The sequence below is a fragment of the Paracidovorax cattleyae genome, from assembly GCF_900104515.1.
Lineage (GTDB): Bacteria > Pseudomonadota > Gammaproteobacteria > Burkholderiales > Burkholderiaceae_C > Paracidovorax > Paracidovorax cattleyae.
Genome location: NZ_FNJL01000007.1, coordinates 118,466 through 130,401, shown reverse-complemented (window position 1 = coordinate 130,401; position 11,936 = coordinate 118,466). Strand labels below are relative to the sequence as shown.

Genomic DNA, 11,936 nt, shown 5'->3' with positions numbered 1-11,936 from the left:
CCGGAGGGCAGGGGCTGCTTTTGCGGAACTCTCCGACATGGCGCTCCCATGGCGCTGCACGTTTGTGGTGTGCGCTGCCCGGCCAGCGCACCGGACCGGGGATTCGGCGGCCGCAGCGGGGGCGTTGAAAAGCGCACCGGGCCGGGTTTTCCCGGGAAAGATTCCCTGGTCTCCTTCTTGCATGGCGAACGTGCGGCCACAACGCCATGCCTTGCCGGTCCCGGCGCCGCAGGGTGCGTGCGTGTTAAACCTGTATAGACAGCATGGGCAGGGGGCAAGAATGTGCGGTGTCGCGCGTGTGGTCGGTTTTCCAGGTGCATTCATTCACGAGGAGCAGGACGATGGGCAGAACGGTGTGGAGTGGTGTGTCGCGGTTCGCCGCGTTGGCGGGCATGGCCGGGCTGGCGGTGGCCGCCCAGGCCCAGGAGACGAAGATCGCGCTGGGCATGTCCGGCTGGACCGGCTTCGCGCCGCTGACCCTGGCCGACAAGGCCGGCATCTTCAAGAAGAACGGGCTGGACGTGGAGCTCAAGATGATTCCGCAGAAGGACCGCCACCTCGCCCTGGCCTCCAAAGCCATCCAGTGCGCCGCCACCACGGTGGAGACGCACGTCGCCTGGAACACCAACGGCGTGCCCATCGTGCAGATCTTCCAGATGGACAAGTCCTACGGCGCCGACGGCATCGCGGTGCGCAACGACGTGAAGAGCTTCGCCGACCTCAAGGGCAGGACCGTGGCCGTGAGCGCGCCGGGCACCGCGCCGTATTTCGGCCTGGCCTGGATGCTGTCGAAGAACGGCATGACGCTCAAGGACGTGAAGACCGTGTCGCTGGAGCCGCAGCCGGCCGCGCAGGCCTTCGTGTCGGGCCAGAACGATGCCGCGATGACGTATGAGCCGTACCTCTCCACCATCCGCGCCAACCCGCAGGCGGGCAAGATCCTCGCCACCACCATCGACTACCCGATGGTGATGGACACCGTCGGCTGCGCGCCCGAGTGGCTCAAGGCGAACCCGAAGGCCGCGCAGGCGCTCACGCAGTCGTATTTCGATGCACTGGAGATGATCAAGGCAGAACCCGCCAAGGCCAGCGAGATCATGGGCGCGGCCGTCAAGCAGACGGGCGAGGCCTTCGCCAAGTCGTCGGCCTACCTGCGCTGGCAGGACAAGGCCGCCAACCAGAAGTTCTTCGCGGGCGAACTGCAGCAGTTCATGAAGGATGCCGGCGCGATCCTGCTGGAGGCGGGCGTGGTGCGCAAGCAGCCGGAGAACTTCGGTGCCATGTTCGATGACAGCTTCATCAAGTGAGGTAACGGGATGGACCACCGAGCCTTGCCGTGGAGGCCCTGCCGATGAGCCGGGTGATGGGCGCCATGCCCGCTGACGATCAACCCGCGGCGCTGCCGGCTGCCCCGCTGCGGCGCCGGTCGCTGCGCCCGCTGGAGCCGGTGGCTTCGCGCACGCGCTGGCTGCTGGGCGCCGGGTTCTTCCTGCTGTTCGTCGCCGTCTGGTCGGCCGCCACGCTGGGCGGCTACGTGTCGCCCACCTTCCTGGCGAGCCCCGTCACGATGGTGCAGGAAGGCTGGCTGCTGTTCACGCAGTTCGGCTTCCTGCACGACATCGGCATGACCGTGTGGCGCGTGCTGGGCGGCTTCGTCCTGGCCGCCATCGTGGCCGTGCCGCTGGGCATCGCGATGGGCGCACACAAGGGCGTGGAGGCCTTCCTGGAGCCCTTCGTCTCGTTCTGCCGCTACCTGCCGGCTTCGGCCTTCATCCCGCTGCTCATCCTCTGGGCCGGGCTGGGCGAGCTGCAGAAGCTCCTGGTGATCTTCATCGGCTCGGTGTTCCAGATCATCCTGATGGTGGCCGTCATCGTGGGCAATGCCCGCAAGGACCTGGTCGAGGCTGCGTACACGCTGGGCGCCACGCCCACGGGCATCGTGCGCCGCGTACTCATTCCCGGCGCCGCGCCGGACATTGCCGAAACGCTGCGCCTGGTGCTGGGCTGGGCCTGGACCTACGTGATCGTGGCCGAGCTGATCGGCTCGTCCTCGGGCATCGGCCACATGATCACCGACAGCCAGGCGCTGCTGAACACCGGGCAGATCATCTTCGGCATCATCGTGATCGGGGTCATCGGCCTGGTGTCGGACTTCCTCTTCAAGGCGCTCAACCGCCGCCTCTTCGCCTGGAGCGCCATCTGAAATGAGTGAGTTGCATATCCAGGGTGTCTCGCGCACCTTCACCTCGGCCAGGGGACCGGCCACGCAGGCGCTGCTGCCGGTCGATTTCCATGTGGCCGACAACGACTTCGTCACCATCCTGGGGCCTTCGGGCTGCGGCAAATCGACCATGCTGCGCATCGTGGCGGGGCTGGACCAGCCCACCAGCGGCCGGGTGCTGCTGGATGGCCAGCCCGTGACGGGACCGGGCGCCGACCGGGGCATGGTGTTTCAGAGCTACACGCTGTTCCCCTGGCTCACCATCGAGCAGAACATCCGCTTCGGCCTGCGCGAGCGCGGCATGGCCGAGAGCGCACAGAAGGAACGGGCGGCCTACTTCATCGCCAAGGTGGGCCTGCGCGGCTTCGAGCGGCACTATCCCAAGCAGCTCTCGGGCGGCATGCAGCAGCGCACGGCCATCGCCCGGGCGCTCGCCAATGATCCGAAGATCCTGCTGATGGACGAGCCTTTCGGCGCGCTCGACAACCAGACCCGCGTGCTGATGCAGGAACTGCTGCTGGGCATCTGGGAGGCCGAGCGCAAGACGGTGATGTTCGTCACCCACGACATCGACGAGGCCATCTTCATGGCCAGCCGCGTGGCCGTGTTCAGCGCGCGGCCGGGGCGCATCAAGACCGAGATCGCGGTCGATCTTCCGCATCCGCGGCATTACACGCTCAAGACCTCGCCCGAGTTCATGGAACTCAAGGCGCGGCTGACCGAGGAAATCCGGGCCGAATCCATGGCGGCCGAGGCGCATTGATGCGTGGCCGGCCATCGCGCGATGCGCTGATAGAGTCCCGCGCATGACGACAACCGCCCGCAAGCGCCCCTCCCGTCCCGCCGGCGTGCCGGCTGCCGCGGGGCCGGAGCTCGCCCTCTACCAGCAGATCAAGGACCACATCGTGCGCAGGATCCAGGATGGGTCCTGGCGCGCAGGCGACCGGCTGCCGTCGGAGAGCGAACTGGTCCAGCAGTTCGGCATGTCGCGCATGACCGTGAACCGCGCGCTGCGCGAACTGGCGGAGCAGGGCCGCATCGTGCGCGTGGCCGGCGTGGGCAGCTTCGTGGCGGAGGACAAGCCGCAGTCCACGCTGCTGCAGATCGCCAACCTCGCCAGCGAGATCCGGCAGCGCGGCCATGACTACCGCTGCGACGTGCTGGCGGTGGAGCGTGTCTCCGCGCCACTGGACATTGCCGCGGCGCTGGATCTGCGCACGGGCGAGTCGGTCTTCCACGCGGTCTGCGTTCACCGCGAGGACGGCGTGCCGGTACAGCTGGAAGACCGCTACGTGAACCCCCGCGCGGTGCCGCAGTTCGGCGCGCAGGACTTCACGCGGCTGCAGCCGTCCGAGTACCTGGTGCGCAATGTGCCGTTCGACCAGATGGAGCATGTCGTGGATGCCGTGCTGCCCACGCCCGAACAGGCGCGCCTGCTGGACATGGCGGGAGGCGAGCCGTGCCTGCTGCTCACGCGCCGGACCTGGACGCGGGGCATGCCGGTCACGCTGGTGCGCTGCCTGCACCCGGGCTCGCGCTACCGGCTCGGCAGCCGCATCCGTGCCGACGGCCATCCGCTCGTGGGGTGAGCCGCATGGGGTCCATCCTGTATATACAAGTTGATGATTCCGTGGTTCAATGCTGCCGCTGCTGCACGAAGAGCGGGCGGCACATTTTGCACACCGACTTGTATATACAGGAAGAGCCATGAGCGCCATGCCTACCCTCGCACTGCACCCCGGCCGGGTCTCCCTGGCCGAACTGCGCGCCATTGCCGCCGGCGGCCAGCGCCTGGCGCTGGACGCCTCCGCCCTGGCCGGCATGCAGGCCGCCCAGGCGACGGTGGACCGCATCGCCCGGGAAGACCAGGTGGTCTATGGCATCAACACCGGCTTCGGCAAGCTCGCCAGCACGAAGATCGCGCACGACCGGATGGCCGAACTGCAGCGCAACCTCGTGCTCTCGCACAGCGTGGGTACCGGCGATCCGCTGCCGGACGGCGTGGTGCGCATGGTGCTGGCCACCAAGGCCGTGAGCCTGGCGCGCGGCCATTCGGGCGTGCGCCCGGCACTGGTCGATGCGCTGCTGGCGCTGGCCAATGCCGACGTGCTGCCCGTCATCCCCGCCAAGGGCTCGGTGGGCGCCTCGGGAGACCTGGCGCCGCTCGCGCACCTGGCCTGCGTGCTGATCGGGGAGGGCGCTGCCAGGGTGGACGGCCAGGTCGTCTCCGGCCGCGAGGCCATGGCCGCGATCGGGCTCGAGCCTTTCGTGCTGGGCCCGAAAGAGGGGCTGGCGCTGCTCAATGGCACGCAGGTGTCCACCGCGCTGGCGCTGGCGGGTCTGTTCGCGGCCGAGAGCGTGTTCGCCGCCGGACTGGTGTCGGGCTGCCTGACGCTGGAGGCCATCAAGGGCTCCGTCAAGCCGTTCGACGCGCGCATTCACGAAGCGCGCGGCCAGGCCGGCCAGATCGCCGTCGCCGCCGCCGTGCGCGCTTTGCTGGAAGGCAGCGCCATCGATCCGTCGCATCCGGATTGCGGCCGTGTGCAGGATCCGTATTCCATCCGCTGCGTGCCCCAGGTCATGGGCGCCTGCCTGGATAACCTGACGCATGCCGCCCGCGTGTTGCGCATCGAGGCCAACGCGGCGTCGGACAACCCGCTGGTGTTCACGGACACGGGCGAGGTGATCTCCGGCGGCAACTTCCACGCCGAGCCGGTCGCCTTCGCGGCCGACATCATCGCGCTGGCACTGTCGGAAATCGGTGCCATCTCCGAGCGCCGCCTCGCGCTGCTGCTGGACACCGGCCTGTCGGGCCTGCCGGCCTTCCTGATCCGGGACAGCGGCGTGAACTCCGGCTTCATGATCGCCCAGGTCACGGCCGCGGCCCTGGCCGCCGAGAACCAGTGCCTGGCCCATCCCGGCAGCGTGACCAGCCTGCCCACTTCGGCCAACCAGGAGGACCACGTCTCCATGGCCACCTACGCCGCGCGGCGGCTGCTGGACATGGCGCGCAATACGGCGGTGATCGTCGGCATCGAGGCCATGGCCGCCGCGCAGGGCATGGAGTTCGACCGCAGCCTGCAATCATCCCCGCTGATCGAGGCGCAGTTCGCCGCCATCCGCGGGCGCGTGGCCTTCCTGGAGCAGGACCGCTACCTCGCGCCCGACATCGAGGCCATGCGCTGCTGGGCCAGTGAATCGGCCTGGCCCGCGCCGCTCGCGGCCTGCCTGCCCAGCTTCCAGTAATCCCGGTCCGTACACGAACGCCCAAGGAGCGATGCCATGAAAGCCAACGACGCCATCCTGTCCGCTGCCACCGCGTCCACCCACGCAGACCCCCGCCACGATCCCACGCGCGTGATACGCGCCCCGCGCGGCAGCCAGCTGCACTGCAAGAACTGGCTGGCCGAAGCCGCCTGGCGCATGATCCAGAACAACCTGGACCCGGACGTGGCCGAGAACCCGCAGTCGCTGGTGGTCTATGGCGGCATCGGCCGCGCGGCGCGCAACTGGGAATGCTTCGACCAGATCCTGGCATCGCTGAAGGACCTGGAAGCCGACGAATCGCTGCTGATCCAGTCCGGCAAGCCCGTGGGCGTGTTCAAGACGCACGAGAACGCGCCCCGCGTGCTGCTGGCCAACTCCAACCTGGTGCCCAAGTGGGGCAATTGGGAGCATTTCAACGAGCTGGACCGCAAGGGCCTCTTCATGTACGGCCAGATGACGGCCGGCAGCTGGATCTACATCGGCGCCCAGGGGATCGTGCAGGGCACGTTCGAGACCTTCGTCGAGGCCGGCCGCCAGCATTACGGCAACGACCTGTCGGGCCGGTGGATCCTGACGGCGGGCCTGGGCGGCATGGGCGGAGCGCAGCCGCTGGCCGGCGTATTGGCGGGGGCCTGCGTGCTGGCCGTCGAGTGCAAGCAGTCCAGCATCGACTTCCGCCTGCGCACGCGCTACGTGGACAAGCAGGCGAAGGACATCGACGATGCGCTGGCGCTCATCGCACACCATACGGCCCGGGGGGAGGCGGTGTCGATCGCGCTGCTGGGCAACGCCGCCGAGGTGCTGCCCGAGCTCGTCCGGCGCGCAAAGGCGGGAGGCCCCAGGCCCGGCATCGTGACCGACCAGACCTCGGCCCATGACCTCATCAACGGCTACCTGCCCGTGGGGTGGACCGTGGAGCAGTGGCAGGCCGCCGCCGCCGACCCGGCGCAGCACGGGCACCTGAAGCAGGCCGCCGCGCAGGGCTGTGCCGTCCACGTGCAGGCCATGCTGGAGTTCCAGGCCATGGGTATTCCGACGGTGGACTACGGCAACAACATCCGCCAGGTGGCCTTCGACGAGGGCGTGAAGAACGCCTTCGACTTCCCCGGCTTCGTGCCGGCCTATATCCGTCCGCTGTTCTGCGAAGGCAAGGGCCCGTTCCGCTGGGTCGCGCTTTCGGGCGATCCGGAGGACATCTACAAGACGGACGCCAAGATCAAGGAGCTGTTCCCCGAGAACCGGTACACCCACCGCTGGCTCGACATGGCCCGCGAGCGCATCGCCTTCCAGGGCCTGCCCGCGCGCATCTGCTGGCTGGGCCTGGGCGAACGCCACAGGGCGGCGCTGGCCTTCAACGAAATGGTGAAGAGCGGCGAACTCAAGGCGCCCATCGTCATCGGCCGCGACCACCTGGACACCGGCTCCGTCGCCAGCCCCAACCGTGAGACCGAAGCGATGAAGGACGGCACCGACGCGGTGAGCGACTGGCCGCTGCTGAACGCGCTGCTCAATACCGCAGGCGGCGCCACCTGGGTGAGCCTGCACCACGGCGGCGGCGTGGGCATGGGCTATTCGCAGCATGCCGGCGTGGTGATCGTGGCCGACGGCACCGACGAGGCGGCCGCGCGCCTGGGCCGCGTGCTGTGGAACGATCCGGCCAGCGGCGTGATGCGCCATGCGGACGCGGGCTACGAGACTGCCGTGGCCTGCGCCCGGCGCAACGGCCTGCACCTGCCCATGGTGCGATGAGGAAGATGCGGGGAAAGAAGAGGGCGATGGCGGGAAAAATGGAATACGGACGGAAATCTCCCCGGAAGGGTAAAAAAGGGACGTGCGTTCCCAGTTTCTGGGAATGACGGCCTGTGAAGCGCGACAGCTTCCTTTGATACTGCCGGCATGTCGAAGAGCGCCCTGCCTGCCGCCGTCCCCACCGCCGACCGTGTTCTGCAGGTATTGGCCGCGCTGGCCCAGCAGGGCAAGGCTTCGTCGGCCGCGGAGCTCATGGCGCACACGGGCCTGGCGCGCAGCACGCTGTACCGGCAGCTCGCGCGGCTCAAGCGCTGGGGTTTCGTGCTCGAAAGCGACGGCTGCTATGCGCCGGGGCCCCTGAGCCTGCAACTCGCGCTGGGGTTCGACCTGGCTTCGCACCTCGTGCGGCAGGCGCGCCCCGGCATGGTGGAGCTGTCGCAGCAGTCGCACGAAAGCGTCGGCCTGATCCTCGCCGTGAACGACCAGGCGATTTGCCTCGACATGGTGGAGAGCCACCATTCGCTGCGGTGCTCGTTCGAGAAGGGGCGCAGCGTGCCCCTGCGCGCGGGTGCTTCGGCCAAATGCGTGCTGGCCCACCTGCCCGAGGCCGCGCGCGAGGCCGTGCTCGATGCCCAGTGGGGCCGGGACACGCCCGCACGGCAGTCCGCGCGGGACGAACTGGACGCCATCCGCGCGGCGGGCTTCGCCGTGAGCGAAGGCGAGGTGGATCCGGGCGTATGGGGCTGCAGCGTGCCGCTGTTCGGCGCCTCGCGCCAGGCCGCCGGCGCCATCACGCTCATGGCGCCCATCCTGCGGGCCCAGGGGCACGAGCAGGCGCTGATCCGCATGGCGGTCGTGGCCGCCGCGCGCATCTCCCGCCAGCTGGTACTGCACTGACTTCGTTCTACCTGTTCCCCTCCGTCTCCCGATTCCCCAGACCCTTGAACCGAGAACTTCCCATGATGACCCTCCGCCGCCACCTCCTTCTCGCCAGCATGGCCGCACTGGCTCTCGGCAGCGCCAGCGCGCACGCCCAGGGCAACGTGCTGCGCGTGGGTACCGATGCCACGTTCCCGCCCATGGAGTTCGTCGAGAACGGCAAGCGCACGGGCTTCGACGTCGAACTGGTCGAGGCCATCGGCAAGGCGATGGGCAAGCAGGTCGAATGGGTGGACATCGACTTCAAGGGCCTGATCCCGGGCCTGATCTCCAGGCGCTTCGACATGGCCGTCTCCGCCATCTACATCACCGAGGACCGCAAGAAGGTGGTGGATTTCACCGAGCCCTACTATGCGGGCGGCCTCGTGGCCATGGTGAAGGACGGCAACACCTCCATCCGGAAGCTGTCCGACCTGGACGGCAAGAAGGTCACCGTGCAGGTGGGCACGAAGTCGGTGGGCTTTCTCACGCAGAACCATCCCAAGGTGCAGCGCGTGGAGGTCGAGAAGAACCAGGAGATGTTCAACCTCGTGGACATCGGCCGCGCCGACGCCGCCGTCACCGGCAAGCCCGCGGCCTACCAGTACATCCGCACGCGACCCGGCCTGCGCGTGCTCGAAGAACAGCTCACCACCGAGGAATACGGCATGGCCCTGCGCAAGGACACGCCCGAGCTGACCCGCGCGGTGAACGGCGCCATCGCCCGGCTCAAGGCCGACGGCACCTATGCCGCCATCGAGAAGAAGTGGTTCAGCGCCCCTGCGGCCAAGTAAGCACGGCCCGGTGACGACCTGAAGCGATGGAACTCGATTTTTCCCCCGTATGGGCCGGCTGGCCCCAACTGTTGCAGGGCGTGGCGGTGACCGTGGAGATCACGGCCGCCTCGCTGCTGCTGGGCTGCGCCATGGGCCTGCTGGTGGGCATCGGCCGCCTCAACCCCCGCAACCGCATCGTGTACGGCCTGTGCACGGCCTACGTCGCGGTCATCCGCGGCACGCCGCTGCTGGTGCAGCTGTTCATCCTGTTCTTCGGCCTGCCGCAGTTCGGCATCCTGCTGCCGGCCTTCGTGTGCGGCGTGATCGGCCTGGGCATCTATTCGGGCGCCTATGTGTCCGAGATCGTGCGCGGCGCGATCCAGTCGATCGACAAGGGCCAGATGGAGGCCGCGCGCTCCATCGGCATGTCCTCGGGCCAGGCGATGCGCAGCGTGGTGCTGCCGCAGGCCGTGGTGCGCATGATTCCGCCACTGGGCAACGAGTTCATCGCGCTGATCAAGAACTCGGCGCTGGTGTCGCTGCTCACCATCCACGATCTCATGCACGAGGGGCAGAAGATCATCAGCGTGTCGTACCGCTCGCTGGAGGTGTACCTGGCCATCGCGGTCGTGTATTTCGTCCTCACCGGGGCTACCACGCTGGTGCTGCGCCACATCGAATTGCGCCTGCGCGCCGGAGGAATGGTGCAATGACGATGCAATCCGGTTCCCCGGATGCCGGGCCCATGGTGCGCATCCGCGGCCTGCGCAAGGCCTATGGCGAGCATGTCGTGCTCGACGGCATCGATTTCGATGTCCAGCCTTCGCAGGTGGTGGTGGTGATCGGCCCCAGCGGTTCGGGCAAGAGCACCTTCCTGCGCTGCTGCAACGGGCTGGAGCAGCCCCAGGGCGGGCGCATCGACATCTGCGGCCGCACGCTGACGGACGAAGGCCGCATGCTGCCAGACCGCGACCTCAACGCGCTGCGCGAGGAAGTGGGCATGGTGTTCCAGTCGTTCAACCTGTTTCCCCACCTGTCGGTGATCGACAACGTGACGCTGGGCCCGCGCAAGCTGCACGGCGTGTCGCGCGCCGAGGCCGAGGCGCAGGCCCGGGTGCTGCTGGAGAAGGTCGGCCTGGCCCACAAGGCCGAAGCCATGCCCGCCAGCCTCTCCGGAGGCCAGAAGCAGCGCGTGGCCATCGCCCGGGCGCTGGCCATGAAGCCGCGCGTGATGCTGTTCGACGAGCCCACCTCGGCCCTCGACCCCGAGCTGGTGGGCGAGGTGCTGCAGGTCATGAAGGTGCTGGCGCGCGAAGGCATGACCATGATGGTGGTGACCCACGAGATGGATTTCGCGCGGGAAGTCGGCGACGTCGTGGTCGTCATGGATGGCGGCGGCATCATCGAATCGGGTCCGCCGGCCACCATCTTCACCGCTCCGCGCCAGGAGCGCACGCGCTCGTTCCTGCAGGCCGTGCTCACGCGCGCCTGACCGGGGCCAATACGGAGACAGCCGCCCATGGCACCTGCACCCCATGCCTTCAGCGACGACCTGCGCCAGCGCGTGCAGGCCCGCGTGACACCCGCCCTGGTGGCCGACTTCGCGCGTGACGGCGTCGTATGCATCCGCCAGCTGCTCATGCCGGGCGAGGTGGCGCTGCTGCGGGATGGCATCGACGCCAACCTGGCCGCGCCCAGCCCGCGCGCCAAGGTCGCCAGCCGCCCCGACGACCCGGGCCGCTTCTTCGAGGATTTCTGCAACTGGCAGGACATTCCCGCGTTCGGCCGCTTCATCGCCGAGTCGCCCGCGGCCCTGGCCGCACAGCGGCTCATGCAGTCGCGCAGCGTGCGCCTCTACCACGACCATGTGTTGGTCAAGGAACCGGGTACGCGCCAGCGCACGCCGTGGCACCAGGACCAGCCCTACTACAACATCGACGGCGCGCAGAACATCAGCTGCTGGATCCCGGTGGACCCGGTGCCGCGCGCCAGCACGCTGGAGTTCGTGGCCGGTTCGCACCGGGGTCCGTGGCTCATGCCGCGCAGCTTCATGGACCACCAGGCGAAGTGGTTCCCCGAGGGCAGCCTGCAGGACCTGCCCGACGTGGAGGCCGATCGCGCCGCCTTCGACATCCTGGGCTGGGACATCGAGCCCGGCGACGTGGTGTGCTTCCACATGCTCACGCTGCATGCGGCCGGCGGTTTCGAGGGGCCGGGCCGGCGGCGCGTGTTCTCCGTGCGCTTCCTGGGCGATGACGTGCGCCATGCGCCGCGCGCCTGGCGAACTTCGCCGGAGTTCCCCGGCCTGGCCGACGAGTTGCCAGCAGGCGCCCCCCTGGTGCATCCGCTCTTCCCGCTGCTGGCCGGCGAGGGGGCCTGACGCCATGGCGCTGCAGCGGTTCGACCTGGCCGCCATCGTGCCCACCCCCTGGAAGAACGGCGGCGGCGCCACCCGCGAGATCGTCTGCTGGCCGCCGGGCGCGGGCATGGACGGTTTCGGCTGGCGCGTGAGCGCGGCCACCATCGACCGTGCCGGCCCGTTCTCGGCCTATCCCGGCATACAGCGGCAGATCATGCTGCTCGACGGCGACGGCGTGCACCTGCGGGCGCAGGGCATCGACCACCGGCTCGACGAGCCCTGGCAGCCCTGGTCGTTCGACGGAGGCGCGCCGCTCGACTGCACGCCCCTCGGGGGCCGCTCCACGGATTTCAACCTCATGCTGCGCCGCGGAGCCTGGCAGGGCGCCATCGAGGTGGTGTCGGACGACGTGCGGCCAGGCTCCACGCCCGCGGGCGTCTGCCTCGTGCTCGCCGGCATATGGCGCCATGGCGAGCGCACAGGCTTCCTGCCGGGCCATGGCGTGTGGTGGAGCGAGCGGCTGCCGCAACCGCAGAGCCTCATCCCCCATGACCCCGCACAAGCCGCGCTGGCCTGGATCGCACTGGCGCCGGATGCGGCTGCCCGTGCGGCATCCTCCTGCCCGTGCAATTGACACGGCGCCCTC

Annotated in this window: 12 protein-coding genes; all 12 read left to right on the top strand. The window is 68.8% G+C overall.

The window, feature by feature from the left end; translation table 11 throughout:
• Nucleotides 1-341 precede the first annotated feature (341 nt).
• The 12 genes from BLR05_RS07630 to BLR05_RS07575 all read left to right on the top strand — a co-directional run bounded on the left by BLR05_RS07630 (nt 342) and on the right by BLR05_RS07575 (nt 11,924).
• Nucleotides 342-1,307 carry an ABC transporter substrate-binding protein gene (locus BLR05_RS07630; RefSeq protein ID WP_092833344.1) on the top strand — a complete coding sequence of 322 codons (966 nt, stop codon included), beginning with the start codon at nt 342-344 and terminating at the stop codon, nt 1,305-1,307.
• Nucleotides 1,308-1,351: 44 nt separating this feature from the next.
• Complete coding sequence (locus BLR05_RS07625) at nt 1,352-2,203, top strand: ABC transporter permease (RefSeq protein ID WP_377778510.1); 852 nt, start codon at nt 1,352-1,354, stop codon at nt 2,201-2,203.
• 1 nt (nt 2,204) lies between these two features.
• Complete coding sequence (locus BLR05_RS07620; protein ID WP_092833342.1) at nt 2,205-2,984, top strand: ABC transporter ATP-binding protein; 780 nt, start codon at nt 2,205-2,207, stop codon at nt 2,982-2,984.
• 43 nt (nt 2,985-3,027) lie between these two features.
• Nucleotides 3,028-3,810, top strand: a complete 783-nt coding sequence (gene hutC, locus BLR05_RS07615) for a histidine utilization transcriptional repressor HutC (RefSeq protein WP_092833340.1) — start codon at nt 3,028-3,030, stop codon at nt 3,808-3,810.
• 118 nt (nt 3,811-3,928) lie between these two features.
• Nucleotides 3,929-5,467 (top strand): histidine ammonia-lyase, encoded by a 1,539-nt coding sequence (gene hutH, locus BLR05_RS07610; protein WP_092833338.1) that lies wholly within the window; start codon nt 3,929-3,931, stop codon nt 5,465-5,467.
• A gap of 36 nt (nt 5,468-5,503) precedes the next feature.
• Entirely contained in the window at nt 5,504-7,237 is a 1,734-nt protein-coding gene (hutU, locus tag BLR05_RS07605; protein WP_092833336.1) for a urocanate hydratase, read from the top strand.
• Nucleotides 7,238-7,384: 147 nt separating this feature from the next.
• Nucleotides 7,385-8,134, top strand: a complete 750-nt coding sequence (locus BLR05_RS07600; RefSeq protein ID WP_092833334.1) for an IclR family transcriptional regulator — start codon at nt 7,385-7,387, stop codon at nt 8,132-8,134.
• Between the two features lie 65 nt (nt 8,135-8,199).
• On the top strand, nt 8,200-8,949 hold the full coding sequence (locus tag BLR05_RS07595; RefSeq protein WP_192883935.1) for a transporter substrate-binding domain-containing protein: 750 nt from the start codon (nt 8,200-8,202) through the stop codon (nt 8,947-8,949).
• A 26-nt stretch (nt 8,950-8,975) separates the two neighbouring features.
• The gene (locus BLR05_RS07590; RefSeq protein ID WP_092833330.1) at nt 8,976-9,644 is read left to right on the top strand and encodes an amino acid ABC transporter permease; all 669 of its coding nucleotides are present in this window, start codon (nt 8,976-8,978) and stop codon (nt 9,642-9,644) included.
• A complete protein-coding gene (locus tag BLR05_RS07585) occupies nt 9,641-10,423 on the top strand; it encodes an amino acid ABC transporter ATP-binding protein (protein ID WP_092833328.1) in 783 nt (260 codons plus the stop codon). Before BLR05_RS07590 ends, BLR05_RS07585 begins: the two co-directional genes overlap by 4 nt.
• 27 nt (nt 10,424-10,450) lie before the next feature.
• A complete protein-coding gene (locus tag BLR05_RS07580) occupies nt 10,451-11,311 on the top strand; it encodes a phytanoyl-CoA dioxygenase family protein (protein WP_092833326.1) in 861 nt (286 codons plus the stop codon).
• A 4-nt stretch (nt 11,312-11,315) separates the two neighbouring features.
• Nucleotides 11,316-11,924, top strand: coding sequence for a HutD/Ves family protein (locus BLR05_RS07575; protein ID WP_192883913.1), 609 nt, complete (start codon nt 11,316-11,318; stop codon nt 11,922-11,924).
• Nucleotides 11,925-11,936 lie beyond the last annotated feature (12 nt).